We start from the raw sequence: 26,303 nt of genomic DNA, 5'->3' as shown, positions 1-26,303 counted from the left end.
ATGGATGCTTCAATGTTACTAGAATATGGATGGGTTTTGCTGCTTCTGATTGCTCTTGAAGGGCTGCTTGCGGCAGATAATGCACTTGTCTTAGCGATTATGGTGAAGCATTTACCAGATGAGGAACGTCAAAAGGCTCTATTTTATGGTCTTGCCGGTGCATTTGTTTTTCGATTTGCTTCATTATTTGCTATTTCTTTTCTAGTCAACGTATGGCAAGTTCAGGCGATCGGTGCGTTCTACCTCTTGTTTATTGCGATCAATCATATCGTTCGAAAACAGATGATTCACAAAGGTAAGGAAGCACCAAAGAAACAGAATAAGAAAAAGGCAGGCTTCTGGGGGACTGTTTTTAAGGTAGAGCTAGCGGATATCGCTTTTGCCGTAGATTCCATTTTAGCAGCCGTTGCATTAGCCGTCACATTGCCGAATACACCTCTACCGCAAATTGGTGGTATAGATGGTGGGAAATTCCTTGTTATTTTCGCTGGTGGATTAATTGGATTAGTCATAATGCGATTTGCAGCAAATTATTTCGTGAAGCTATTAAAAGCAAGGCCAGGTTTAGAGGTTGCTGCGTTTATGATTGTAGGATGGGTTGGAATTAAACTATCAGTATATACACTCTCGCATCCTGATTTAGGGGTGCTCCCTGAAGCATTTGCTAAGTCTCCAGGATGGAAAATAACGTTTTATACGGTGTTACTTTTGATTGCAGCCGGTGGCTGGTTTCTATCGAATTCGAAAAAAACTGAAGCATTAAAGGGAGAAACACTGTAAAAACATGCATCTCAATCTTTTTCCCATTGTGAGAAAGGGATCTGGTAAACTATAAAGGTAAAAAATGGTTTTGCGCTTTGTTGATTTTTGATTAGAAGGGAGAGTGTTCAAAATAATAAGAGTTGATGTGGTATATACGCTACTTTATAACGAAAAAGAGGATCAAGTGTTAATGGTTCAAAATATCAAACATAATAACTGGTCATTACCAGGTGGGTCGGTGGAAGATGGAGAGACCCTTGCACAAGCTGCTATTCGCGAAATGAGAGAAGAAACAGGATTAACCGTAGAAGTAGAAAATTTATTGAGTGTTAATGAAGCGTTTATGACGAATTACCATGTCCACTTCTTTACATTTAAAGGAAAAATATCGCGTGGACATTTATCTATTCAAGATACGGAAACAATAGCGGACGTCAAGTGGATGAACAGAAAAGAAGCAGACAAATGGATGCCTTATCATCAAGGGGGAATTGAGAGCTTACTTCATACTTCAATTCCTTACGTCTTACAGGGATAATGTCAAGTAGCCTTAAGATCCTTGGGGGATCTTAAGGCTATATTTATAACAGTTTTAAAATTGGAAGGGAATACGCTCCTCCGTTCCTTGATCTAATATTTTTACGACAATTTCGTTGTTTTCAACTTCCTTATCCCCAACGAGAATCACTTTTTCTATTCCTCTTTTACTTGCGCGTTCGATCGATTTACCAATCCGTTTCTCACTCATATCCACCTCGATCCGACATCCTAATTTCCTATAAGCGGACGCCACGATCAAGGCTTCACGTTTGGCACTAATAGGGATAATGACATATTCAGGCTTTTCATTTGTCACAAGTGAAGTACCACTCTGTTTCAATGCGGTTAATATTACATCTAGGCCGAATGAAATCCCAACTGTTGAAAAAGGCTCTTCACTACCGAGTAAACCTCCGATCGCACTATCGTAGCGACCACCGCTTCCAATGCTGGATGTAATGGATTGGTTACTTAAGAAAATCTCATAAATCGTCCCTGTATAAATATCGAGCCCTCTTGCAAGGAAAGGATTGAACTGACATTTTTGAACGAGGTTAAGTCCATCCAAGTAAGAAGTGAGTTCTTTAAGTTCATTTAACCCCTCACGTACAGTTGAATTCACAGAGGCGAACTGTTCAAAATAGGAGAGGTCTTGATTGATCCACTCTTTTGCATAGCGCTCAACGTTATTAATGGCTTTAGAGGAGATATCTTTTTGGAAGAGCTCTTGCTTAACGCCTTCCATCCCAATTTTCTCGAGCTTATCCATCGTGAGAATCACATCATTTAAGCGAGGTGTAGGAATAGAGATCGACTCTAGCATACCTGCAAGCAGTTTACGGTTGTTATACTGAATCGTCACATCAAGTTCGAGTTGATTGAAAAGATCGAGAGCCATCTCCATTAATTCTGCTTCGGCCATTTGTGAACTCACGCCGGTTATATCCACATCGCACTGAGTGAATTCTCTAAACCGCCCGGGTTTAACGGGTCCATCTCGAAACACCTTTCCGATTTCATAACGCTTGAAGGGCATAGGTAAAGCTGGATTCATCGCAACAACTTTGGCGAATGGGATAGTTAAATCGTATCGAAGGGCGAGATCTCTCTCTCCACGATCAGAGAGGGAGTACATTTCTTCTAAAATTTCATCGCCACCCGCATACTTTGAAGCCATCAATTTCCGATCGTTAAGGATCGGTGTTTCAAGTGGAGAACAGTTGTATTGAACAAATGTGTCTTCTATTGTTCTTCTTACTTTGCGCCGTATGATTTCATCTTCAGGTAAATAATCCATCGTTCCTTTGACATTCTGATCTTTCAGCTTTTTCATAGTCCTCATCCTTTCGTTTTTGAATACAAAAAACCGCATGAACTGGAGAAATGTTCTTCTCAATTCATACGGTTACGAGTAATAGCCTTCCTATTCGCGATCATTTTGCAATCGGATAGCAAGGCTAGCTGTGATGATGAAGTTGTACGATGAATAATTGTCTCATATCGCTCACCTCTTATTTCAAAATATGGTAGCACATGAAAACTATTTCGGCAATATTTCTTTTTTTTTGAAGATTTAATAGGATAATATTTCCTATAGAAAGGTGGGGAATTGTTTGAGAAGTCTTACGGAAGAGGAAGTCATATCGCATATTCCTGAACTATCGAATGTTACATTAAGAAAGATTACTAAGGGGTATTCTTTTGATTTGAAATACGTAACAAAGTGGAATGGAAAGGACGTATTGCTTCGATTATATGAGGTGGATTTACGTGAGCGGGTTCAAGAGAAGGTTGAGAAGATGAAGGCTTTTAAGAAACTTGGAGTCCGCTGTCAGGAAGTATATGCGTTCGGTGAAGTTCCTGAAGAGAACTTCTGCTATACGATTTGTTCTTTTCTTGAAGGGCAAGATAGCGAAGCTGCTTTAGCGAAATTAACAACGGAGGAACAGTATGCTGCTGGTTACGAAGCAGGATTAGATCTCGATTATATGCACCAACTTCGAATTGAAGCGTCAATGCCTGAACATGTGGCCTTTATTCAAGGGAAATTTGAGAAAGCGGTAGAACGGTATTCTAGACTTGATATACCAATCCCATTTGGTAGAAAGATCATTGACTATGTAAGAAACCATATCCACCTTATCGGTGAAAGCAGGCTCGTCTTTGCTCATCATGACTTTCATGCAGGGAATTTGATTATCCATAAGAATAAATATGCTGGGGTGATTGATTTTAATCGATGCGGTGTAAATACGGCCAATTCGGAGTTTGATAAGCTAGAATTATTCTCAAGTCGTTTAAGTATTCCTTTCTCAAAAGGGGTTATTCATGGTTACTTCAAAGTTCATGTTCCTGAACTGTTTTGGAAAATCCGGTCGGTTCATATGGCTCAGCTTCTGATCTACCATATGAATTGGGCAACGGATTACTTTCCAGAAGATCTTCCTCAAGCGAAAGAGGCCATTCAGTATGTATGGGAGATGTATGAAGGCTTTGAGCGGACAATTCCGAAATGGTATGAAGGAAGCCAGGCCTAGGGCCTGGCTTTCTTCAGTTACATCGCTTCTTTTATACCTTTCTTTACTAACCACCAGTTTGCAGGATAGCTTGTCGCAAATCCAAGAATCATCGCAATTTGCATCATAAACCAGTAGACAGCTGAGTCGGGTTTTGGTGGCTCGGTAAATAAAACAAAATGAACGATCGCCATCCAACCAAACATGCCAACTTCAAAAGCGATCAAAGAAAGCGTGTCGGCTTTCGCAGCTTCTTTAATCGCATTCCACGCACCATTCTCTTTGTTCATCGGGTAAATGGCATAGAATTGAAATAGAATACCAAACCCGTATGCAAGAATGAACTCGACAAGATAATGAGTATAGAGAATGGAACCAAGCAGCGCAAAACTTGTTAAGGCAACGATCGGCACGCCTACCGCATCACCAAGTGTACAACCGGCAGAGCAATGGCTTGTGGACATAAACACCTTGGCAGACTTTCCGCGATTGTCTTCATAATCCAAATTCCTCGCTTTCAAACGGCCCCATTTAAAATAGGCCCAGATAGCGAAAGGTCCAAGAAACCATCCGTTTATTGGCCAGACCACATTCATGATTTTCATCATTTGAGGATGACGAATGATGTCAATGAGAATGACGATGGAAGAAAGAAGTCCAATTGATAGTGCAAGAATGGATATAAGCTGTAAAGTAGTCAAATCATCTCACCTCGAAAATAAGTATGTACATATCCGTTACCCTCTGGGGGTATACGGTAAACGGATAACTCCAATGATCCATGATCATAAAAAGACTCGCACTTTTTGAAAGAGAGCGAGTTCAATGGGGTATTCGTGTTCGATTTTAGCTACAACTTTCCCATTATAGAGTTTATAAATTTTTCTAGTAAATAGGCACTTTTTAGTAACTATTTGAAACAATAAGGCGCCGTGAATCGTAGAATAATCAGAGAGTTTAATGGAGGAGGGGACAAATTGACGTTAATCGGTTGGATTTTCTAGGGTTTGATCGCTTCGATTCTAATGATTGGTTATATCATCCAAAAAAAATATGGAATGAAAGCACCTGAAGAAACAAATCATCAGGTTTCTAGTTCAGAACACGTTAAAAGTCAAACGAGCCCCTAAATACATAATGGAAGCTAAAGGATGAGTAGAATGCAGGAATGGTTTGGAGCAGCTGCTGTATGTATCAATGACCAGGGAGATTTACTAATGATTCGTAATGAAAGTGACGAATGGGCCGTTCCTTCTGGTGAGATCGAGAAAGGAGAGACGCCTGAGATGTGCTGTGTTCGTGAAGTGATGGAAGAGACGGGGTATCAAGTAGCCATTGAGAAACCTTTGTTCGTTAAAGATCAGGATGTGAATGGAATGAATGTGACGACCTATTATTACGAAGTAAATGTGGTAGGCGGCATGCTTTCTCTTGACGATTCTGAAGAAGATGTGAAAGAAATTGAATGGAAAACGATTGATGAAGTAGAGGGGATTTCACATGCCTATCCTGAGGACGCAGCATATTTAACGAATTATTTATACGAAAAGACTCCTTAAGTTAAGGAGTCTTTTCTTTGTTTCGTTCATTATTTGACAACAAGTACAGGGCAGTTTGCCTTTTGAATCACTTGATGACTTACACTGCCGATCACCATTTCTTGAAGAACATTAAGTCCTCTTGTGCCCATGACAACAAGATCACTTTTCGTTTCATTTGCATGATCAATAAGAGTAGTGGAAGGAGATCCATGTAGAATAGTCACGTCATAAGAAACGTTAGCTTCTTCAGCAATTGCTTCTGTGGAGCTTAGTTTCTCTCTTCTCTCCATATCAAGACCGGAGGAATCAGCATGACGTAACGCATCGTGCTTAGATGTTTCACCATCAATGACATATACGATTTCAACATGTCCACCTGTTAAGTTGGCTAATTCAAAAGCCTTTTCAGCTGCTTTTACTGAATCTGTGGATCCATCCGATGCAAGTAAAATCTGTTGATACATTATTACAAAACCTCCAGAGTAATTGACTTGTTACTAGGTTCTATAAGTCCTTACCCTGTATAGAAGTGTCTCAATCAAGCATAAAAGGCGAATTGATTGTCAGAGAAGGCAGTCATAAAGGATAATGGTTGAAGATTTAAAAAGGATGTGGACGCGGTGAAACGGATGATCACGATGGTGACTATTTTGCTTGTTATGGATCTTGTAACAAAGCGATGGATTGACTCGATTTTAAACTTGAATGAACAAATTGACATAATCAATGGATTTTTAACCTTTCAGCTTTATTACAATACCGGAGCTACAAGAGGATTGTTAGAAGGATACACAGGTTTATTGATTTTTCTACAAGCGAGTATCGTGCTTCTCCTTATTTATGGATACATACGTGCCACCCCAAAACGCTTTGCTGTGCAGCTAGCTTTTGGCTTACTCATTAGTGGTGGACTTGGGAACTTAATTGATCGTATTCAATATGGTTATGTGATTGATTTTATGAAAGTGAGCTGGAGCGAAGGGATTTTTAATCTTGCTGATACTGAGATCAGATATGGCTTTATTTTAATCCTCGTTCTTTATTTTATGAAAAAATTTACGATTCAAGGATTTGATGATCAGGAGAAATAGCCAAACAAAAGCGAGAGAGGATAAGCCTCTCTCGCTTTTTGTTTCACTTACTCTAAAGGGACAATTTATTATTTTGCTTCTTGAAGAATTTGCTCAAGTTGAAAAGCTCGAACTTTTCTAGGGAGAAAGCTTCTAATTTCGTCCTCGTGGAAGCCTACTTGAAGTCGTTTAGTATCAAGTAAAATCGGGCGTTTTAAAATGCCGGGATTTTCTTTAATCAAGCTGTATAGTTCCTGAAGTGTAAGCTCATCAACCTCTTTATCAAGCGCATCAAAGGCTTTTGAACGCTTCGAGATGATTTCTTCGGTTCCTTTTTCAGTCATACGAATTATAGCTTTAATCTCATCTTCTGTGAGCGGCTTTGCGAACATGTTGCGCTGTTCATAAGGAAGGTTGTGCTCTTCCAGCCACGCTTTTGCCTTTCTGCACGAAGTACAGCTTGGTGATGTGTAAAGTGTAATCATATGTTTGACCTCCAAATGGATTTTACATGGTTCATCTCCATGTTAAGTATACTAAAAAAAGTCGTTGCCTGACTGTAAGTTATGTTACACATTTTCGACGATTATCTATGTGTTAAATTCCTCTTGGTCAAAGTTATTCGATCTAAATAGTGGGAATTTCTTCTAAATGATTAATAATAATAGCCAGCTTTTACTAAGGTATACCCGCTAACGAGAGCAGGCAAACTACGTAAGAAGTTAAGTTTTATTGGAGGATGCTCATGGATGATAAAAAGAAGTGGGATTTGATATCACTTGCTTCAATTCCACTTGTGATGACGCTAGGGAACTCAATGCTCATTCCAGTATTGCCTATAATTGAAAAGAAGCTCAGCATCACATCCTTTAAGGTTTCGATGATCATTACGGTTTATTCTATTGCAGCCATTTTATTAATTCCAATTGCCGGTTATTTGTCCGATCGATACGGAAGAAAAAAAGTGATCATCCCAAGTTTGTTTATCGCTGGGATAGGAGGGCTTGTCACAGGCTGGGCATCATGGTCTCTAGAAAATCCATACGTCATGATTCTTATAGGAAGGGTACTTCAAGGGATCGGATCTTCTGGAGCAGCCCCTGTTGTTCTTCCTCTCGTAGGAGATTTATTCAAAAATGATAAAGATGTAAGTGCGGGATTAGGCTTAATTGAAACTTCAAATACAGTTGGGAAGGTGCTGAGTCCCATTCTTGGAGCTCTTCTGGCATCCTTTCTCTGGTACTTGCCTTTCTTGTCCATACCTGTTTTCTCACTTATTTCAATATTACTTGTCATATTCCTTGTTAAGTCACCAGAAAAAAAAGAGGAACCACAAACTTTTTCCTGTTTTTTGTCGTGCTTAAAAAACATTTTTCGAAAAGATGGAAAGTGGCTAACGGCGATTTTTGCAATTGGCGGCGTGATTATGTTTGTTCTTTTTGGCATTCTCTTCTATCTTGCCGGGTTTTTGGAAAATGAATTTCAAATTGTAGGTGTAAAAAAAGGAGGGGTTATTGCTATTCCGCTTGTTGCTCTTTCATTAACTTCCTATGTGACGGGAAAACGTATTGGTGAGAATAAGAAAACGATGAAATGGTGTATTTTCATTGGTTTATTCATTCTGGCAGCATCGACATTGACCGTCTCATTTACGGAACGACTCTGGTTGATGTTACTGATTTTATTTGTGGGTGGTGTTGGGATTGGAATGTCTCTACCTTGTCTTGATGCCCTTATCACAGAAGGTGTAAAAAAAGAAGAACGTGGAACAATTACATCTCTTTATAGCTCGACTCGCTTTCTTGGCGTAGCGGCAGGTCCACCGATATATGCATTGTTTATGAAGCAGTCTCATGAAGTTGTTTTCTATGCTTCAGCAGGTGTAACAGCAATTGCAATCCTTCTTTGCTTTGTTTCCATTAAGCCTGAAACCAACACAGATGTTTAGAGTGGTGAAATATAGGGTAAATATATAACCCCCACGAAAAACCAAAAGTAAGGAATAAATGGAAAAATAGAAAGAGGGAATGAATAATGTCATTAGAATTAATTCTACAGTTCTTAATGTTAAGTATAGGCTTTATAGCGGTAGCAGCACTATTTCTCAACGTTGATAAAAAGCGTACACAAAAGCGTTTAGAATTAGAGCTTGCTGAATATGAACAATCGCATCAAGTATCAAAATACGAGAAGAACAAATAAGATGGAGACTCTGAAACGAGTTTTCATCTTTTTTTGTATCTTGCTTAATGGAAAGGTAGAAAGATTCCTGATGTTTGACCTCTTAGAAGTTTGATAATTACGGATAGTGGTATGAGAAGGTTAGTTAACCAATTTAGCAACGGTACAATAAAATGCAAAGGAGATTATTCGTTATGACACTTCAAACAGATCACTATTTTGCTAAAAATTACGAACAGTCACGTGAGACATTTCGCAGTCACCTTGAGAAAATCCAAAAGAAATGGCCTTCCGCGACCTTATCAACAAAGTCAATTGGGAAAGAAGAAGATAATACAATCGATATGATTTACTCTGAAGCCCTTACATCAAACGATCGTGTTTTATTCTTCACTTCAGGCGAGCACGGGATAGAAGGCTATGCTGGAGCAGCGGTTATCCATATGTTTGTAGAAGAATATCTTGATCAAATCGATCCTTCAACGACAGGGATTTGCCTGATTCATGCCCTTAATCCGTGGGGTATGCGGCATTTTCGACGGGTTACAGAAAATAATGTTGATCTAAACAGAAATTACTTTTATGACGAAAATTCAATTCGTAGAGACGTGAATAAAAATTATGCTAAGGAAAGCGACTTATTTCTTCCAAATGGTAAAATCACTGATTTGCAAGCAGAGAAGCACAAGCTATATGCACAGTTAATTAAAGGGCTAGCAAAGGAAGGATACGCAGGATTAAAAAAAGCAAAGGGAATGGGCCAATTTGAATTTGAGCGCGGTGTCTATTACGGAGGTTCAACAGCTGAAGAATCAGCTCTTTTCTTAAAGGATATACAAGAAAAGTTGTTAGGAACTTATCCTGGTGTTGTCCACATGGATTGGCATACAGCTCTTGGACCAACAAATGAAATAACAATGGTGATCTCAGAGAATGATGGAAGAGACGTGAAGGAGTTACAAGAAGCGTACAATCTTAACAACGTCGAAAAGTATACTCCTGAAAAAGTTAAAGGGGATTCTACGAATCATTTCTACAAATTAAAAGAAGAAGCTTACCCAGAAACATATCTTCTATCGGCTTTGTTTGAGTTCGGAACGTTTGGAACAGATAAACAGGCTGAAATTCGCGAATTTATGACGATTATTTTGGAAAATCATTTGTATTTTGAAGGGGCAGAATCAGTTGATGATATTCAATGGATTCTAGGAGAATTCGAAGCGATGTTTTACCCGGATGATTCCGAATGGAGAGAATCAGTTGTCAATGAGGCACGCCATGGAATAGAGGGAGTTTTAAAGAAAGAAGAAATTCTAAGTTAGAAATAAAAGGAGGGAGCGAATGATTCGCTCCCTCCTTTTTGTTATTACCCAATTGAACTTCGAACTTCATTCACTTGACCATCAATTGAAAGAGGCCGGTCTTCTCTTTGTTCAATCTTAATATTTGTGATAACACGATCTGTACCTTTTCCTAGAGCACTTGTATGAATGTCTCTTGCTAATTCAAAGAGTTCATCGACGTTTCCTTCAAAGACAGTAGAGGTTGGTCCAATATGGTAAGTGAATCCTTCTTTCTCAGCTAACTTTACAGCTTCTGTTACAAAATGATTCATGCTCGTTTGACTTGTTCCTACAGGTGTAACACTGATTTCTAATAGTGCCATACTTAATCCTCTCCTTCTCTTGTAGTCATAGTAGTCTATTGACGGATTTTCTCTAATCCAAACGTTAATAGAAGGATACGATGTAAAAGAATTAATGAAACTTCCTTTATTTTCAAAAAAACGAAACGAAAGAGACACCTCATTCGTATAAATAGAAAAGAGCTCGGGAGGAATGCTGCATGATGAACTTTTTTCTTATGTTGGTAGTTTTTGTTGCCTCTTTAACTGGATTCAATTGGTTAATGGGCTATCGGAAAAATTATATCCAGATTGATCTAGATGAACGCTATATTGACTACAATGAATACGTAAGAGCACTTAAGAATGAGTTGAGTGGGCAAGGAAAAGAGGTCGAGTATTTAGGGAATCGTAAATTCAAGATCGATGGAAAGAGATATGTGTTTATTGAACGCAATGTCACCATGGGGGGAGTTCCACTTCAGCGCACTATCTTAAAGCCGGTTCTTAAATCATAACAAGCACCTCAATTGCTATAATAAGTTGAAGCTACTATGCTTATCCTATTCTTAAATAAGCATTGGAGGTAGTAAACTTATGGAACAAATTGCGGTTACGGCGATTTTAAAGTCTAAAACAGGTGAAGAAGAGAATGTCTTAAGTGTCCTTCAAGAAGTTCGGAGAGATTCAAGGAATGAAGAAGGGAATATTCAATATGACGTTCATCAATCTATAGAAGATACAACGTTTGTGATCTATGAAGTGTGGGAAAATCAACAGGCGATTGAAACGCACATTAGCTCAGAGCATTATGAGAAGTATCGCAAGGATATCGGTGACCTTATTGATAGCCGAGAAGTTTATAAAATGAAGAAACTTTAAAGTATTCTCCTTTTCATTTCCGCGGAAATAACTGAGATATCGCGTATATAGTTGGTTTTTCGTAGGAATAATGACGAAAATCGCTGAATGAGCCATAATAATAGCATTAGAAAAGCACCTCGGATCCCGAATCCGAGGTGCTTTTCTAATAAATTAACGTCCTTCTTTTGCAAAACGTGCGATACGTTCTTCAATTTCATCACGTACTCGCTGGAAGAAAGCCCATTTCTCTTCTTCTGTGCCTTCTGCTTTAGCTGGGTCATCAAATCCCCAATGTTCACGCTTTACATGCGCTGGTGTTCTCGGGCATTTATCATTCGCATCACCACAAAGCGTAACTACAAGATCCGCATTGTTTAGAAGATCCATATCAATCATGTCGGATGTTTGTGATGAAATGTCGATCCCTGACTCTTTCATTGCTTTAACAGCATTAGGGTTGAGACCATGGGCTTCAATCCCCGCAGAATAAACATCGTATTCATCACCTAAGTGTTTTTTACCGAATCCTTCAGCCATTTGGCTTCTGCATGAATTACCTGTACATAAGAAATAAATTGATTTTTTGTTAGACATATATTGTTCTCCTTTTTAAATTAATAGTTAGATGATTAGTAGCCAGAAATAAAGGCCTAGTAACGTAATGAGTAGAGTTGGTACTGTTAAAATAACACCAATTTTAAAGTAGTATCCCCACGATATTTTGACACCCTTTTGGGAGAGAACGTGAAGCCATAATAGTGTTGCAAGTGACCCAATTGGCGTAATCTTTGGACCTAAATCAGATCCAATAATATTCGCGTAAATAAGGGCTTCGCGCATTGTACCGGTCGTTGATGTTGCTTCAATCGCTAGTGCATCAATCATAACAGTTGGCATGTTATTCATAATTGAGGACAGGATTGCAGCGATGAAGCCCATCGAGACGGTTCCTACGAGCAAACCTTGATCTGCTACTGATTGGATGACATTTGCAAGAATATCTGTTAGTCCCTGGTTACGAAGGCCATAAACGACCACATACATTCCTATTGAGAAGAAAACAATCGCCCATGGGGCCCCTTTGATGACGTTCATCGTTTCAACCGCTTTACTGCGTCTACCCATTAGTAGAAAGAAGATCGCGACGATTCCTGCGATAATCGATACGGGAACTCCGATAAATTCACTGGCGAAATAACCGACAAGGAGAATCGCAAGGACAAACCAGGAGAGCCTAAACATTCTGCTGTCTTTAATCGCTTCATGTGGAACGCGAAGCTGGTTAACATCATAATTTCCAGGAATATCTTTTCGGAAGAACAGATAAAGGACAAGTATACTTGCGCCTAAGGAAAATAAGTTCGGAACAATCATACGTGATGCGTACTCAACAAATCCGATATCAAAGAAGTCAGCGGAAACGATATTCACAAGGTTACTCACAACAAGTGGAAGTGAGGTTGTATCGGCAATAAATCCACTTGCCATAATGAATGGGAAAATCATCTTTTCCTTAAAGTTTAAGTTACGTACCATCGCAAGAACAATTGGCGTGAGAATAAGGGCAGCTCCGTCATTTGCAAATAAAGCGGCAACGACAGCTCCGAGTAACGAGACGTAAATGAACATGCGAAGTCCGTTTCCTTTAGCGATTCGTGCCATGTGAAGCGCCGCCCATTCAAAGAATCCAATCTCATCAAGAATAAGAGAGATTAGAATGATGGCAATAAAAGCAAAGGTAGCATTCCATACAATCCCTGTTACGGTGATAACATCTTGAAAATCTACAACACCGACTAATAAAGCAAGCAATGCGCCTCCACAAGCAGACCAGCCAATACCCAGGTTCTTAGGTTGCCAAATAACGAGTACTAAAGTAAGGATGAAAATAAGAATAGCGAGTGTGACTGTCAATCTAATACCTCCATTAATCGCAACATATGCGTAGTCCTTTTTGTTCTAGCTCATACAGTTTATCCTTTTGTTCAGGAATGAAGGTTAAAATACTCTGAATCACTATAAAGGCTTCATGATCTGCATTTAATGAATAGAATACCCACTGGCCCTTTTTGCGTTCTTTCACTAAACCAGAGTCTCTCAATTTTCTTAGGTGCTGACTGATAGAAGGTTGGCTCATTTGCAATACTTCTACAAACTCACAGACGCAGCATTCACCATCTTTTAAAAGGCCAACTATCGTTAAGCGCGTTTTATCACCAAGTAATTTAAGGACAGAAGCAGCCTGATCGATTTCAATCATTGTGTTCTCCATTTCTTCACCTCCACAAATCATTATATAAGCATATACTTATATAATCAAGCGCATTTAAAAAAGTTACGAAGTTTAGAAAACGGAGGAAGAGCTTGTGGTAATCGTTGCTTCCAAATCCTTGTTCGATTAGCATTCTTTATCATAGCCAACTGTCTTGTGTTGAACGATAAGGTTAGAAAAGTCTCCATAAAACTAAACGAATGCCCATCCATTCAAAAGGAAGTTGCATAGTATGAAGTAATCCAAGATGGAAAGGAGGTCATACTCCATGGGATACGGTTACGGCAGTGGGTTTGCTCTAATTGTAGTGCTGTTTATTCTCCTTATCATCGTAGGTGCAGCTTTTGTTGGAGGAGGCTACTAATTCTCGGAACATAAGCTGTATTCAACAGGGAATTTCTGTTGAAGAAGCACGGGTTGAATAATAAATGCGCAAGAAGGCTGATTAACTTTAAATCAGCCTTTTCTTGTATAGAAAGATTGAACAAGCTCATTTAATCAGTTGTCTTTTTCGGGAGAATGGATTTTGGGTATAGCTTGTTACCTAGTGAACCGTAGGTCTCACTCGTTCTCGGATCAATTAAATTTGTCTGTTCATGATAAACACGAGGCGTATGCCAGAGAGTGATGAGGGCTCTTGTCATTGGCATCTCGTGGTATCGATCTGGCCACATTGTTTTAATCTTCTCTTTCACAAGTGGATAATATTTCGGATTCATCCCAGGAAACAGATGATGTTCTGTGTGATACGAGAAGTTGAAATGAAGAATGTCCACTATTTTTGGTACTGTAACGGTGAGACTGTTCGCAAGCGGATCATTAATAGGTGTTAATGGATTTAATCTGTGATTTGTTGAAATATATGCCATTACAATGAAGTTTGCGATAAGAAGTGGAATGAAATAAGCAAATATCCAATTTCTTATCCCGAACACGAAGATAAGGCTGATCCATGTTACCCAGGGCAAAATCATTTGTAGAAAAACGTCACGTTGCTTGTTGGGCGCAAATTCTTTTACATAAGTAAAAAACATTTTAATCGAATGGGCGGTAAATTGAACAGTTAATGAAATAAAGGCAAAGAACGAACGGATAAATAACGGGAGTCCGTAAATCCATTTGAACATTTTCATTCTCGAAATACGTTCAAGGGTCGGCCATGCATCTGGATCATTAGTATCATGCTGAGTATGTACGTGGTGATTTAGGTTGTGCCATTTTCTCCAAAGTTTTGGGCCAGTACTTAATGGCCAGAACGCAATTGCGCCTAGAATATCCCGGAGCAAGGCATTTCTTACAACGGTTCCATGTAGAATTTCATGGCCAAGAAAACCAAGTCCGGCAAAGCAAGCGCCAATAATAAATGAAAGGACAAGTGATATGAGGGTAGGTAATGGGTTGGATGCAATGATCAAGAAACAAGTCAATGTGATGACGATATATATAAATCCCCCGAAGAGTCGAACTGGAACAGGCTTAAATGCTTCAGGTGGAAGGTGTTTCTTAATCCGAGCAGCATACCAGCTGAATGAGTGTAGATCGTTCATCATGATCTCCTTTCGAAAAGCGAGAATGCTTTAGAGTAAATGTTATTTAAGTGAAGAAATAAGCATATAAGTCAATCATGTACCTGATTCAGAAGAAATATTCAAATGAAAATCAGGAAATGTATTGATTTCAAATAAGGGTCACGGTAGAATAAGAAAAAATAACCAGGCAATGAAGAAGAAGAGTAGTCTCGAGCCGTACTTTAGAGAGCTGGTGGTAGGTGGAAACCAGTGTGCGCAACAGATGAATGGGCTTCTGAGCTACCGAACTGAACAGTAAAGTAGGATTCGGCGGAACGTCTTACCGATACAAGAGACACCTTATTGAAATAGGTTTCATTCTGTAAGGGTAAGCGCGTTTACGCTTGTAAACGAACAAAGGTGGCACCACGGGTCTCTCGTCCTTTTTAGAGGATGAGAGGCTTTTTGTGTTGTCTAAAATGATGGAGGGCCATATGAAAAAGACGATCTTAACAGGTATTAAGCCGACTGGAAGAGTTCATTTAGGAAATTACATTGGAGCGATTAAACCAGCTTTAAAACAAGCGAAGAATGAGGACCTTGACCCTGTTTATTTTGTCGCAGATTACCACGGATTGACGAAAATACGAAATCAGCAGCAGATGGAAGAATTATCGTATGGGATTGCAGCTACGTGGCTTGCACTCGGACTTGATCCAACAAAGGTGATTCTTTATCGTCAATCGGATGTACCAGAAATCTTTGAATTATCGTGGATTTTGGCTTGTTTTAGCCCTAAAGGATTAATGAATCGGGCGCATGCCTACAAAGCAATTGTGGAGAAAAATCGTGAGGGAAATCGAGAGGAGGATGAAGGGGTGAATATGGGGGTATTCACTTATCCCATTTTAATGGCGTCTGATATTCTTATGTTTCAAACCGATTTCGTCCCTGTAGGGAAGGACCAGATTCAGCATGTGGAAATCGCAAGGGATATAGCCGCTGCTTTTAATTTTCAATTTGGAGAAACGTTCACGTTGCCAGACTATATTGTCGATAAAAACACGTCCGTACTTCCTGGACTTGACGGAAGAAAAATGAGTAAAAGCTATCACAATACGATTCCATTGTTTGAAGAGCCGGATCAGCTTAAAAAGTTAATTAATCGCATTACAACGGATTCATCTGACCCATCAGAACCAAAGGATCCGGATACATCAACGGTATTTGCACTTTATAAAGAATTTGCTAGTGATGCCGAAACGATTGAAATGAGAAAAAAATTCAAAGAAGGGATCGGATGGGGGGAAGCGAAAAAAGAACTTTTTCATGTTATGGATGATTTCTTAGCTGAACCTCGAGAGAAGTACCATTACTATATGGTTCATAGAGATGAGCTTAATCAAATTCTTGAAGAGGGCGCTAGGAAAGCAAGAGCTAAAGCGGAGCCGTTTTTGAAAGATGTGAAAAGCAAGCTAGGCATTCGACGATAGTATGCTAAAAACCTTAACGTATTGTTCTCATATGCCGATAAAGGTCATATATAAATTTTTTATGATAACTTCGGAGGCAAAACACTATGATTGAAATGTCAGGAGAATATAATTGGTGGATCGTCTTACTATCGGTAGTGATCGCCGTCTTCGCTTCATATAGTGCGCTAGATCTCGCAGGTAGAGTTTCCTATTCGAAAGGGATTCGCAAGTGGGTATGGGTCATAGGTGGGGCAGGCGCAATGGGAATTGGAATATGGTCGATGCATTTTATCGGCATGCTTGCTTTTTCAATGTCGATGCCAATGACCTATGATGTTCCACTCGTTGCTCTGTCTATTTGCGCGTCCTTCATTGGATCTTTTATTGCTCTTGTCGCAGTTGGAGGAAAGGAACTAACGATTAAAAGGTTAGGTGTTGGAACGGTCTTTATGTCTGGAGCTATTATTGCTATGCATTATATAGGTATGGAAGCAATGGAGAACGTCACTATCGTTTACAATCCATGGCTACTCATTCTTTCAACCCTTATCGCAATAGGTGCTTCATTTACAGCGTTAAAATTAGCTTTTACCCTTTCTAGACCAAAAAAATATCGTCACTTAATTTTACTAAAGTTAGGCAGCGCAAGTATTATGGGAATTGCCATTGCAGGGATGCATTATGTTGGACTAGAAGCCGCGACCTTCTATATGGCCATGGCGCATCATCAACCCCTTCTAGAGGGGCTAGATACATCCGCTCTTTCCATTGCTATTGCCGTCGGTACGTTGTGCGTTCAAACGATCTTAATTTTTGGTGTTGTCACTGAACGGAAATTGATTAAACAGTCAATTGAGATGAAGGGAAATGATTATCGTTTACGATCACTGCTTACATATAGCATTGATGCGATCCTCACTTTGACAATAGATGGGAAAATTCGTTCGCTCAACCCTGCAGGTGAAAAACTATTCCGTGTGAAAAAAGATGAATTAAATCATGTGAATCCAATGGATTTTTTCGAAAGTGAAGAATTAAAGCGAGTGAGTCACTATTTCCTTTCGGTGCATGAAACGAGGCAGGCTGTCAGTTTCAATACAAAGGTCTTTACGATTGACGGAGAGATTAACGATTTAAATGTGACGTTCGTTCCCATTTATTTAAATGATCGTCTCGATCGAATCTACGCCATTACAAAAGATATAACGAAGCAAAGAAAAGCAGAGCAAAAAACGCATCAGATGGCATATTTTGATGAATTAACGTCATTACCAAATCGTCGTTCATTTGTTGAATACCTAGAGAACTGCCTTAGGAAAGTAGATGAACCAGCAGATCTTGCTGTTATGATGCTGGATCTTGATCGTTTTAAAGTTATTAATGATGCTCTTGGTCATAACACAGGTGATCTTTTTCTTTGTGCAGTATCCGAGCGTCTGCAAAAATGCGTGGACCCATATGGTTTTCTCGCGCGCCTTGGAGGGGATGAATTCGTAATTGTACTCGATGGATTTAAACATATCTATCCTGATGAGCTTGCAAATCAGATTATTGAAGCATTTGAAAAGCCGTTTCAGGTTAGCTCTCACGAACTGTCCACTTCGGCAAGTATCGGCATAGCAGCTTCACCTGGGGACGGCACAAACGTTGAATCATTGATGAAGCATGCCGATATTGCGATGTATTCCGCAAAAGGCCGGAATCGCAAGAAATACCAATTCTATTCAACATCCATGGGACAAAAAAGTGAATTGAGATTAATAGAAGAAAGTTCGCTTCGAACAGGTCTGATCAACAAGGAATTCATTTTACATTATCAACCCCAGGTGAAATGTACGGATGGTTCACTTTCAGGTGTCGAAGCTCTCGTTCGCTGGAAATCTGGAAATGGAGAACTACGATTTCCGGGCGAATTCATCTCACTGGCGGAAGAGACGGGACTTATCGTCGAACTTGGTCGTCAAGTGCTTGATATGGCTTGTGAACAGGCGAAGAAATGGTGTGAGAGCGGTTATCCGCTTCGTGTTTCAGTTAATCTTTCTGCCAAGCAATTTCAAAGTGATGAACTAATTACCACGATTAAAGAAACGCTACACAAGTATTCTCTCGATCCAGCGTTGTTAGAGCTTGAAGTAACAGAGAGTATGACAATGGAAAACTCCACGCGCTCGTCGTGGATGATCACATCCCTTCGCGACCTTGGAGTGAGTATCTCAATAGATGATTTTGGCACAGGTCATAGTTCGTTAAGCTATCTTAAAGATTTTTCGATCAATCAAGTGAAAATCGATAAGTCCTTTATTGATGAGCTAACGCAAAATGTGAAGTCTGACCAGATTACGAGTGCGATTATTGCTATGAGCAAGCAATTAAAACTGCACGTCATTGCAGAAGGTGTAGAAACGATTGAACAAGCTGATTTTCTATCCGCAAAAGGCTGTGATAGTATTCAGGGCTATTACTACAGCAAGCCGGTTCCACCTCAACAAATTGAAGATACCTATTTGAATTTGGCACCATCACCAGCTTAATCGATTTAACGAACAGGAAGTTTATCAACAAGTGGATAAACTTCTTTTTATTTTAGCTTTTACTGTGGATTCTCGATTTTTGGCTCAGGCGATTGGTCATGAATACTGGAGAATATGGGCTTTATAATAATGAGGAGTCATCCGAAAATGTTTAGAATGTTTACAGCATGATTTTACAATGATTGAAGAAGTTTCTTATTCAAGGAAATCAACATAAAAACAAAGACTGCCAATTGGCAGTCTTTGTTTTTATGTTTTGATTAAACTATATCCGATCCAGTGCAAAGCCTGTTGAAGATTTGATTTTACAACAATTTGGTCAAAGTCACTTGAGGCTTGAACCGCTTTTATAGCGAGATCTGGCCGAATCCCTGTTACGATCATTTGGACACCGACGAGCTTAAGAGAGTCTCCTATTTTAAGAAGATTCGTCGCACTTTGGCTGTGAATCTTAACTAGACCTGATAAATCGAAAATGAGGTAATCAAGGTTGTTCTTTGCACTCTCAGCGAGAGCGCGTTCCATTAATCGCTCTGTCCGAACTTCATTAACGTCTCCGATGATCGGAAGAATGGCTACTTCGTCGGAAATGGGAACGATGGGCACAGAAAGTGATTCGATTTCCGTATTCGCTCTTTCTAATTCAAGGACATTTCCAAGAAGGTTGGCCATCGCTTTAAATAAATCAACGTGATCTTGGGTGTAGTGAAATGGTTTAAGATCAAGACCACATAAAGTACCGTAGTTATCTCCGTTTCTATAATAAATGGGCACCCCAATTAATGAGCCACCACCGAGATCTTTGGTTACTTCCATACCTTTGGTTGAATCATGAGTTGCTAAATCATCAATAATAAGGGGTTCACGACCGCCTTTCACGATGAATTGTCAGTAGGAATCTCGATATAAGGTTTCAAAACCTGACTCCAGAATAATTTCATCACGGTTGAATGAGGAAATAATGTCAACATCAGTCTTATCGTTTTTGGCTACAAAAAATGTATTTACGCCAACGAATTTACTCATAACCTCTAAGACATCTTGAGATGCATCTTCTATTGAAGTATAGGTAGGGATATTAGAATGAATCATTTCATACACCTCTTTTCTCATTCATCTAAAAAATCTTATATATCTATACTAACTTAACATGAAGCTGATAGATAGAAAAAATACTATGAAATATGATTGTAAGTTGAAAGATTACATTCGATAGAGGTGAAAGAATAGAAGATATGAAATAAATTTTCATTCATTTCACAATTTCTGGATTAGATTTTGATGATTAGGGTATCAGTAAAATTGGGACATGGAAATTGCAGAAAAAACACGACATCTAAGTAGATGGAAACAAAATGCGTATTGTCTTATTCTCCTATTAAATGGTTTTATCAATAAAGGTAAAGCGTTTAGTTTTCTAGAAGGATAGGGACTTTTACATAGTAAATATTAGTACGAGAGGTGAGTTAATGAAAAATGCTACACTAGTTTTTTGGTATAGTCTTATTGTCTGTTTGCTCGTTGTTTTATGGGGAGCTATTTGGCCGGAGCATTTACAGGAAGTAACATCTACGGCAACCACATACATATCTAGTCGATTTGGGTGGTACTATCTGCTAATTGTTGTGGCTATTCTAATCTTCTGTATTTATTTGATTTTCTCTAGATTTAAAGATATTAAGCTCGGTGGAAAAGACGACAAGCCAGAATTCAGCCTGCCAACGTGGTTTGCTATGTTGTTTAGCGCTGGAATGGGAATGGGGATGGTGTTTTGGACAACTGCAGAACCAATTTCTCACGCCTTCAAAAGCAGCCCGAGTGGTGAATTAGGAACAGAAAGAGCCATTGAGGAATCTCTACAGTTTTCTTTTTTTCACTGGGGTGTACACGCATGGGCTGTCTACGCGCTCGTTGCTCTCGTGCTAGCATATTTTAAGTTTCATAAAGGATATCCTGGATTAATTAGCGCTACGCTAACCCCTTTGTTTGGAGAAAAGAGGATGCAGGGGACGCTTGGGTACATGATCGATACTCTTGCTGTTGTCGCTACAGTGGTAGGAGTTGCAGCTACCCTAGGCTTCGGGTCTGCACAAATTAATCAGGGTCTTAAATTTTTATTTAACACACCAGCAAACTTCTCTGTACAGCTGCTGATTCTTGTTATTTCAACAGCGTTGTTTATTGCCTCCGCATGGTCAGGATTAAAAAGAGGGATTAAGTATTTAAGTAACATTAATATGCTTCTAGGATTTGCCCTTATGATTCTCCTCCTAATTGTAGGACCAACGCTTTACATTATGAACATGTTTACGGGTTCTTTAGGCGGTTATATCTCAAACTTTTTTGATATGAGTTTCCACATTGAGCCGATTAACAATGATCAACGCTTATGGGTCGATAGCTGGACGATTTTCTACTGGGCCTGGTGGATTTCTTGGTCTCCATTTGTTGGGATTTTTATTGCGAGAATTTCAAGAGGTCGAACAATAAAAGAGTTTATGCTTGGGGTTTTATTTGTTCCATCTATTGTCTGCTTTATTTTCTTTGCAGTCTTTGGTGTCTCGGCGCTCGATCTTCAGCAGAGTGGAATTGCAACGATTTCGGATTATTCGATTGAGACAGCCACATTTGCGGTTTTACAAGAGTATCCTCTTGGGACCCTGATGTCTTTTATCACGATTTTCGTCATCGCTATCTTCTTCATTACATCAGCAGATTCAGCAACGTTTGTGTTAGGTATGCTGAGTACGACGGGGTCATTAAACCCATCTGCGATGATTAAGATTGTCTGGGGCTTAACGCTTTCCGGTATGGCTGCCATTATTGTGTACTTCGGTGGAACGCAAGGACTACAAAATATGCTGATTCTTGCGGCATTGCCATTTTCAATCGTTGTCCTCCTTATGGGGTATTCCTTCTTTAAAGCAGCAAGCAAGGAAGTATTATCAAAGAGAAAACGAGAAAAGATGCAGCAAAAAGCAGTGTAATTTGTTGAAGAGCTGTGTACCTGATGAATGGTACACAGCTTTTTTTGCAGGAATAAAGCTATTGGATCGGGAATTAATGATCACAGTAAGTCTTATCGTTCGTATGGAAAGGAAGAGACAACGTGAAGCAAATTATAGCCATGGGAGGCGGTGGGTTTTCGATGGAACAGGATAACCCACTCTTAGATACATACATTCTTAATCAAGCAAAGTGTATGAAACCTAAGATATGTTTTATACCAACCGCAAGCGGTGATGCGGAAGGATACATAGCGAAATTCTATGCCTTCTTTGAAAATCAGCTCTGTATTCCTTCTCATTTGTCTCTATTTAAGCCGCGTGAAAATATTGAAAAGTTTCTATTAAATCAAGACATAATATACGTTGGTGGTGGAAATACCAAGAACCTAATGGTGCTCTGGAAAGAATGGGGCTTAGATCATATATTGAAGAAAGCCTGGGAGAAAGGCATCATTTTAGCTGGAATTAGTGCAGGGGCAATCTGTTGGTTTGAAGAAGGACTCACGGATTCGTATGGAGATAAGCTCGAGTCACTGAAGTGTCTTGGGTTTCTAAAGGGGAGTTGCTGTCCCCACTTTGATGGAGAAGAAGAACGAAAACCTGCCTATCATCAAATGATTGATAATGCGCAAATGCAACCAGGAATCGCCCTTGATGATGGAGTAGCCGCTCATTTTTTTGACCAATCGCTTAAAGTAGCTATTAGTTCAAGAAAAGAAGCGAGTGCATATAAGGTTAATAAAAATGAGTCCATTGAAGAAAAGATTGAAACCCTCTACCTTGGTGCAGATCGGTCATGATGAGAAAAGGCGATTGTACTTAGAAAAGCCGCATCTCACGGATAGAGGTGCGGCTTTTCTGGATTGTTTACAGGCTGGAGGTTAACGCTCCAACATTCCTAGTGACTTTAATGCCCCTTCTAGGTTCTGCTCGATAGTCAGAGATTGCAAATCAAGTCCTAGTGATACTACACCTATAGCAACATCAGAACTTACACCTGTCACAATAATTTCAACACCCATCACTTCGAGAGAATCAACGATTTTAAAGAGATGCTGGGTCATCATCGTATCAAGTGTGGCTACGCCTGATAAATCAAGAATCAGCGAGCGGATTTTCTTCGCACTTGATTCCATTAACGTGCGTTCAAGAATGAGATTCGCGCGTTGTTCATCAATTTCACCAATGATCGGGCAAATGGCTACGTTAGAGGAGATTTTAATGATTGGGACAGTTAGTGCATCATCTTGAATATACTGTTTCTGAAGGCTACGAGTTTTTTTATCAAGGTAGCTTTCGGTAAAAAGGTTAATCGAATGATCGATCAAGGGATCTATTAATTTCGATATAGTAATAACATCAGACACTGTCAAAGAAAATGTATGTTGGTGATCTTCCATGTAAGTCAATAAGGACTTTTTCATTGCTGTTATGCTCATTAAAATTGTATCTAAATAAGCAGGGAAGTTTTCTTCCTCTTCAAATCTTTGGAGATCTTCAGATGGATAAGAAATTTCTCCTGCTTCAATGGACTCACCTAGAGAAACTAGAATGCGTTCAGTGAAAGTATAAGAGTTGCCTGGTAGGCTCCGTAATTGAGTGTTCATATCAATTAAATGTCTAGTGTTGGCTGTGATATCATCTATGTTTTGTAATATAGATTGTCCTAAGCGATGGATAGAGTGAGAATATTGTTCGGACATAGAAACTCCCTTCTAGCAATACGGTATACTTGTGGTAAAATAAATTTATTATATGCTTATCTTACTACAATGCACTGTTTTGTGAAGAAGTATATTACTATATACCTGGAGGTGCAGGGTTAAGTTGAACAGGTCTGTAGAAGATATGAAAACGACGCTTGATGTTGTCTGTGGGAAGTGGAAAGCTGTTTTGCTGCTAGAATTAGTGGAGAAGCCTCTTCGGTTTAGCGAGATCAAAAAGGTGATTCCGCGCATACCTCATCAAACGCTTATTAAACATTTGAAAGAACTTGAAGTGGATGGGTTAGTGAATCGTGAGGAATCAGATGATATCCCACCCAAAGTTGAATACTCATTGACGTCTTATGGCTATGAACTTGAACCACTGCTTCACGAGATGGAGAAGTGGGGAAAGACCCATCGCACTCGTTCAGAAGAAACGATTGCAAACTAAAAAGGAGTGTGCAGATGCACGCTCCTTTTTTTTGTATCTTATGGCTTATCTTGATTCTCTTAATGGAATATCCGGATTTTTATCCTGGAACCATCTTAGCGCAAAGTCATTTTGGAATAGAAGAACAGGGCGTTTTAGCTGATCATAGACAAGCATATTACGAACGCTATCTACTTTATCTTCCGGGTTATCCGTTTCAATCCAACGTGCATGCTGGTGAGGCATTGTATCGAACTGAATATCAACATTGTACTCACCTTTCATGCGGTATTCAAAAATCTCAAATTGGAGACGACCGACAACGCCAATAACAATTTCATCCCAGTGAGCGGTACGATAAACTTGAATTGCACCTTCTTCAGAAAGCTGTTGCACACCTTTGTAGAAGTGTTTTTGCTTCATCGCTTTTTGGGCACGTACTTTCGCAAAGTGCTCAGGTGGGAAGGTTGGTAGAGCTCCGAACGAATAAACGTTTTTAGAGCCTACGAGCGTGTCGCCAATTTGATATGTTCCTGAATCATAAAGACCGACAATATCTCCAGGGTACGCTTTTTCAACATTACCTCGGGAGGAGGCAAAGAAAAGCTGACCTTGAGAGAGTTTCAAACTTTTACCTGTGCGCTCAAGCCATGCTTCCATCCCTTTTTCAAAAGTACCCGATACGATTCGTAAAAACGCAACGCGGTCACGGTGAGCAGGGTTCATGTTCGCCTGGATTTTAAAGATAAAGCCTGAGAACGTTTCTTCATCTGGCTTCACTTCGCCTTCAGAACTCTCACGAGGAGCTGGGGAAGGAGCAAGTTCAAGAAAGTGATTTAAGAAAGTTGGAACGCCGAAGCTTGAAATCGCACTTCCGAAAAATACTGGTGTCTGCTTCCCTGATTGCAATGCTTCTTCACTATAAGTTGCACCTGCTTCATCAAGTAGCAAGACGTCTTCTTGAAGTTGATTCACAAGATCTTCGCCAGCTTTTTCTTTAAGGACGGGATCATCTAAATCTGAGATTTGGATCGCCTGTTTATTGTCGCCTTCTGTATCGTAGAATTCAACGGCTTTCTGATGACGATCGTAAACGCCCTGGAACGATTGACCAATACCGATTGGCCAGTTCATAGGGTAAGACTCGATGCCAAGAACTTCTTCAATTTCTTCAAGTAGTTCTAAAGGTTCACGGCCCTGACGATCCATTTTGTTAATGAACGTGAAGATGGGGATACCATGCTCACTAACAACTTTAAAAAGCTTCTTTGTTTGAGACTCAACACCTTTTGCAGCATCAATAATCATTACAACGCTGTCTACGGCTAGGAGCGTACGATACGTATCTTCACTGAAATCTTCGTGTCCTGGTGTATCCAGAATGTTAATCGTATGTCCCTTATAGTTAAAATTCATCACACTCGATGTAACAGATATACCACGCTGTTTCTCGATTTCCATCCAATCTGATGTCGCGTACTTGGAAGATTTTCTTGATTTAACTGTTCCTGTTGAACGGATCTGGCCGCCAAGGAACAAAAGTTTTTCAGTCAAAGTCGTTTTACCAGCATCAGGGTGAGAGATGATCGCAAAGGTCCGTCTCTTCTTTATTTCTTCTTGTAATTCTTTATGGTTACTCATTATGTCAATTAGTCCTTTCAATATCACTTCTTATGTAATATAACATATTCTTACGGTTGTTCCTATTGCATGAAGGGTACGAAAATAGTGAGAAAGGATTCGGTGAAAATAGATCGAAATGAATAGCGAAAGGGGAATGAGCGATATGAGTGGATTTGAAGAATATTTAGATGATTTTCTATCAAGCTGGCGGAAGTCTTCGTTAGATGAAATAAAGTATAAAATAAGCGATACTTATCAGGCGAGAGAAATCTCAAGTCAATCTGAGCTATATGATTTTGGGTATGAGGAATCGATTCAAGGCTGGGATCAAGCGTTTTCGGCTTTTCAAAAAAACGGAACGAAATGGGTACTAAAGAAGCTCGCTGTTACACCGGTTCGAAGAAATGAAATGCTTGCAATTATTTTTGCTTCTATTGAGGTAGATGGCAAACAAAGTGAAACTGGGAGTGTCTTTTTTGATACTTTTCGAAAAGGGGTACAAGGGAATTGGAAGCTTGTGAGAAGTTACATTGAAGCTGGGGTTCCGATTGAACACATCACAGCGTTTCAGACGGAAGAAAAATAGTTAATACATTTGAAGCTCCTGATAAACGGATCCGTTTATCAGGATTTTTTTGTGCAGAGAGCTTGT

The 26,303-nt window shown here is 39.5% G+C and carries 30 protein-coding genes and 1 other annotated feature; of the genes, 17 read left to right on the top strand and 13 right to left on the bottom strand.

The genetic code is table 11. The annotated features are described in order from the left end of the window. Both Q4550_RS03085 and Q4550_RS03080 read left to right on the top strand, forming a co-directional pair. Positions 1-780: a TerC family protein gene (locus tag Q4550_RS03085; protein WP_303530269.1), complete on the top strand. Its 780-nt coding sequence runs from the start codon at positions 1-3 to the stop codon at positions 778-780. Between the two features lie 103 nt (positions 781-883). Continuing rightward, positions 884-1,300 carry an NUDIX hydrolase gene (locus Q4550_RS03080; protein WP_308809525.1) on the top strand — a complete coding sequence of 139 codons (417 nt, stop codon included), beginning with the start codon at positions 884-886 and terminating at the stop codon, positions 1,298-1,300. Positions 1,301-1,354: 54 nt separating this feature from the next. Here Q4550_RS03080 and Q4550_RS03075 read toward each other — a convergent pair whose 3' ends face one another. Continuing rightward, positions 1,355-2,635, bottom strand: a complete 1,281-nt coding sequence (locus tag Q4550_RS03075) for a histidine--tRNA ligase (RefSeq protein ID WP_303530267.1) — start codon at positions 2,633-2,635, stop codon at positions 1,355-1,357. 280 nt (positions 2,636-2,915) lie between these two features. On the opposite strand from Q4550_RS03075, the gene Q4550_RS03070 reads away from it, so the two are divergent. Then, positions 2,916-3,839: an aminoglycoside phosphotransferase family protein gene (locus Q4550_RS03070; protein ID WP_303530265.1), complete on the top strand. Its 924-nt coding sequence runs from the start codon at positions 2,916-2,918 to the stop codon at positions 3,837-3,839. A 17-nt stretch (positions 3,840-3,856) separates the two neighbouring features. Here Q4550_RS03070 and Q4550_RS03065 read toward each other — a convergent pair whose 3' ends face one another. After that, complete coding sequence (locus Q4550_RS03065) at positions 3,857-4,519, bottom strand: DUF4396 domain-containing protein (protein WP_303530264.1); 663 nt, start codon at positions 4,517-4,519, stop codon at positions 3,857-3,859. Positions 4,520-4,978: 459 nt separating this feature from the next. Here Q4550_RS03065 and Q4550_RS03060 point away from each other — a divergent pair, with 459 nt between their 5' ends. After that, positions 4,979-5,377, top strand: coding sequence for an NUDIX hydrolase (locus Q4550_RS03060; RefSeq protein WP_303530262.1), 399 nt, complete (start codon positions 4,979-4,981; stop codon positions 5,375-5,377). A 29-nt stretch (positions 5,378-5,406) separates the two neighbouring features. Here the strand turns inward: Q4550_RS03060 and Q4550_RS03055 are convergent, their stop codons facing one another. Further along, entirely contained in the window at positions 5,407-5,823 is a 417-nt protein-coding gene (locus Q4550_RS03055; RefSeq protein WP_303530261.1) for a universal stress protein, read from the bottom strand. A 165-nt stretch (positions 5,824-5,988) separates the two neighbouring features. On the opposite strand from Q4550_RS03055, the gene lspA reads away from it, so the two are divergent. Continuing rightward, positions 5,989-6,450: a signal peptidase II gene (lspA, locus tag Q4550_RS03050; RefSeq protein WP_303530487.1), complete on the top strand. Its 462-nt coding sequence runs from the start codon at positions 5,989-5,991 to the stop codon at positions 6,448-6,450. A 68-nt stretch (positions 6,451-6,518) separates the two neighbouring features. On the opposite strand, the gene spxA is transcribed toward lspA, so the two are convergent. Continuing rightward, a complete protein-coding gene (spxA, locus tag Q4550_RS03045) occupies positions 6,519-6,914 on the bottom strand; it encodes a transcriptional regulator SpxA (RefSeq protein ID WP_194220443.1) in 396 nt (131 codons plus the stop codon). A gap of 260 nt (positions 6,915-7,174) precedes the next feature. On the opposite strand from spxA, the gene bcbE reads away from it, so the two are divergent. From bcbE to Q4550_RS03030, 3 genes are all read left to right on the top strand, one after another. Next, the gene (gene bcbE, locus Q4550_RS03040) at positions 7,175-8,377 is read left to right on the top strand and encodes a bacillibactin exporter BcbE (RefSeq protein ID WP_303530259.1); all 1,203 of its coding nucleotides are present in this window, start codon (positions 7,175-7,177) and stop codon (positions 8,375-8,377) included. 86 nt (positions 8,378-8,463) lie between these two features. After that, on the top strand, positions 8,464-8,631 hold the full coding sequence (locus Q4550_RS03035; RefSeq protein WP_194220445.1) for a hypothetical protein: 168 nt from the start codon (positions 8,464-8,466) through the stop codon (positions 8,629-8,631). 173 nt (positions 8,632-8,804) lie between these two features. Beyond that, positions 8,805-9,932 (top strand): M14 family metallopeptidase, encoded by a 1,128-nt coding sequence (locus tag Q4550_RS03030; RefSeq protein ID WP_303530257.1) that lies wholly within the window; start codon positions 8,805-8,807, stop codon positions 9,930-9,932. A 44-nt stretch (positions 9,933-9,976) separates the two neighbouring features. Here the strand turns inward: Q4550_RS03030 and Q4550_RS03025 are convergent, their stop codons facing one another. Further along, positions 9,977-10,276 carry an MTH1187 family thiamine-binding protein gene (locus Q4550_RS03025; protein WP_194220447.1) on the bottom strand — a complete coding sequence of 100 codons (300 nt, stop codon included), beginning with the start codon at positions 10,274-10,276 and terminating at the stop codon, positions 9,977-9,979. Between the two features lie 179 nt (positions 10,277-10,455). On the opposite strand from Q4550_RS03025, the gene Q4550_RS03020 reads away from it, so the two are divergent. Beyond that, positions 10,456-10,752, top strand: coding sequence for a hypothetical protein (locus Q4550_RS03020; RefSeq protein ID WP_306558322.1), 297 nt, complete (start codon positions 10,456-10,458; stop codon positions 10,750-10,752). Between the two features lie 79 nt (positions 10,753-10,831). Then, entirely contained in the window at positions 10,832-11,116 is a 285-nt protein-coding gene (locus Q4550_RS03015; protein ID WP_303530254.1) for a putative quinol monooxygenase, read from the top strand. 153 nt (positions 11,117-11,269) lie between these two features. Here the strand turns inward: Q4550_RS03015 and arsC are convergent, their stop codons facing one another. From arsC to Q4550_RS03000, 3 genes are read right to left on the bottom strand one after another with little or no spacing between them, the layout of a single operon-like run. Beyond that, positions 11,270-11,692: an arsenate reductase (thioredoxin) gene (gene arsC, locus Q4550_RS03010; protein ID WP_194220449.1), complete on the bottom strand. Its 423-nt coding sequence runs from the start codon at positions 11,690-11,692 to the stop codon at positions 11,270-11,272. A gap of 27 nt (positions 11,693-11,719) precedes the next feature. Continuing rightward, on the bottom strand, positions 11,720-13,012 hold the full coding sequence (locus Q4550_RS03005; protein WP_242057334.1) for an arsenic transporter: 1,293 nt from the start codon (positions 13,010-13,012) through the stop codon (positions 11,720-11,722). Positions 13,013-13,025: 13 nt separating this feature from the next. Further along, positions 13,026-13,370 (bottom strand): ArsR/SmtB family transcription factor, encoded by a 345-nt coding sequence (locus tag Q4550_RS03000; protein ID WP_194220450.1) that lies wholly within the window; start codon positions 13,368-13,370, stop codon positions 13,026-13,028. A gap of 268 nt (positions 13,371-13,638) precedes the next feature. On the opposite strand from Q4550_RS03000, the gene Q4550_RS02995 reads away from it, so the two are divergent. Continuing rightward, complete coding sequence (locus tag Q4550_RS02995) at positions 13,639-13,734, top strand: YjcZ family sporulation protein (protein ID WP_142329528.1); 96 nt, start codon at positions 13,639-13,641, stop codon at positions 13,732-13,734. 130 nt (positions 13,735-13,864) lie between these two features. Here the strand turns inward: Q4550_RS02995 and desB are convergent, their stop codons facing one another. After that, positions 13,865-14,917 carry a Delta(10) desaturase DesB gene (gene desB / locus Q4550_RS02990; RefSeq protein WP_303530246.1) on the bottom strand — a complete coding sequence of 351 codons (1,053 nt, stop codon included), beginning with the start codon at positions 14,915-14,917 and terminating at the stop codon, positions 13,865-13,867. Between the two features lie 163 nt (positions 14,918-15,080). Beyond that, positions 15,081-15,326: a binding site (T-box leader), on the top strand. 46 nt (positions 15,327-15,372) lie between these two features. On the opposite strand from desB, the gene Q4550_RS02985 reads away from it, so the two are divergent. Together Q4550_RS02985 and Q4550_RS02980 are read left to right on the top strand one after the other, a co-directional pair. Next, positions 15,373-16,371 carry a tryptophan--tRNA ligase gene (locus Q4550_RS02985; protein ID WP_194220452.1) on the top strand — a complete coding sequence of 333 codons (999 nt, stop codon included), beginning with the start codon at positions 15,373-15,375 and terminating at the stop codon, positions 16,369-16,371. A gap of 86 nt (positions 16,372-16,457) precedes the next feature. After that, positions 16,458-18,884 carry an EAL domain-containing protein gene (locus tag Q4550_RS02980; protein WP_303530244.1) on the top strand — a complete coding sequence of 809 codons (2,427 nt, stop codon included), beginning with the start codon at positions 16,458-16,460 and terminating at the stop codon, positions 18,882-18,884. Between the two features lie 249 nt (positions 18,885-19,133). Here the strand turns inward: Q4550_RS02980 and Q4550_RS02975 are convergent, their stop codons facing one another. Continuing rightward, the gene (locus Q4550_RS02975; protein ID WP_303530242.1) at positions 19,134-19,763 is read right to left on the bottom strand and encodes an STAS domain-containing protein; all 630 of its coding nucleotides are present in this window, start codon (positions 19,761-19,763) and stop codon (positions 19,134-19,136) included. A 9-nt stretch (positions 19,764-19,772) separates the two neighbouring features. Further along, entirely contained in the window at positions 19,773-19,976 is a 204-nt protein-coding gene (locus tag Q4550_RS02970) for a hypothetical protein (RefSeq protein WP_194220454.1), read from the bottom strand. Between the two features lie 377 nt (positions 19,977-20,353). Here Q4550_RS02970 and Q4550_RS02965 point away from each other — a divergent pair, with 377 nt between their 5' ends. Both Q4550_RS02965 and Q4550_RS02960 read left to right on the top strand, forming a co-directional pair. Further along, positions 20,354-21,871 carry a BCCT family transporter gene (locus Q4550_RS02965; RefSeq protein ID WP_283152857.1) on the top strand — a complete coding sequence of 506 codons (1,518 nt, stop codon included), beginning with the start codon at positions 20,354-20,356 and terminating at the stop codon, positions 21,869-21,871. A 122-nt stretch (positions 21,872-21,993) separates the two neighbouring features. Next, positions 21,994-22,692 (top strand): Type 1 glutamine amidotransferase-like domain-containing protein, encoded by a 699-nt coding sequence (locus Q4550_RS02960; protein ID WP_303530238.1) that lies wholly within the window; start codon positions 21,994-21,996, stop codon positions 22,690-22,692. 81 nt (positions 22,693-22,773) lie between these two features. On the opposite strand, the gene Q4550_RS02955 is transcribed toward Q4550_RS02960, so the two are convergent. Beyond that, positions 22,774-23,595, bottom strand: a complete 822-nt coding sequence (locus tag Q4550_RS02955) for an STAS domain-containing protein (RefSeq protein ID WP_303530235.1) — start codon at positions 23,593-23,595, stop codon at positions 22,774-22,776. A 124-nt stretch (positions 23,596-23,719) separates the two neighbouring features. On the opposite strand from Q4550_RS02955, the gene Q4550_RS02950 reads away from it, so the two are divergent. Beyond that, on the top strand, positions 23,720-24,049 hold the full coding sequence (locus Q4550_RS02950) for a winged helix-turn-helix transcriptional regulator (protein ID WP_242057336.1): 330 nt from the start codon (positions 23,720-23,722) through the stop codon (positions 24,047-24,049). A gap of 45 nt (positions 24,050-24,094) precedes the next feature. Here the strand turns inward: Q4550_RS02950 and Q4550_RS02945 are convergent, their stop codons facing one another. Then, the gene (locus Q4550_RS02945; RefSeq protein WP_194220458.1) at positions 24,095-25,669 is read right to left on the bottom strand and encodes a peptide chain release factor 3; all 1,575 of its coding nucleotides are present in this window, start codon (positions 25,667-25,669) and stop codon (positions 24,095-24,097) included. A 145-nt stretch (positions 25,670-25,814) separates the two neighbouring features. On the opposite strand from Q4550_RS02945, the gene Q4550_RS02940 reads away from it, so the two are divergent. Beyond that, positions 25,815-26,237, top strand: a complete 423-nt coding sequence (locus Q4550_RS02940; RefSeq protein WP_303530233.1) for a flavoprotein — start codon at positions 25,815-25,817, stop codon at positions 26,235-26,237. Positions 26,238-26,303 lie beyond the last annotated feature (66 nt).

It is taken from the genome of Anaerobacillus sp. 1_MG-2023 (genome assembly GCF_030547345.1).
GTDB classification, from domain to species: domain Bacteria; phylum Bacillota; class Bacilli; order Bacillales; family Guptibacillaceae; genus Guptibacillus; species Guptibacillus hwajinpoensis_B.
This window is presented reverse-complemented; position numbering and strand designations above follow the sequence as displayed.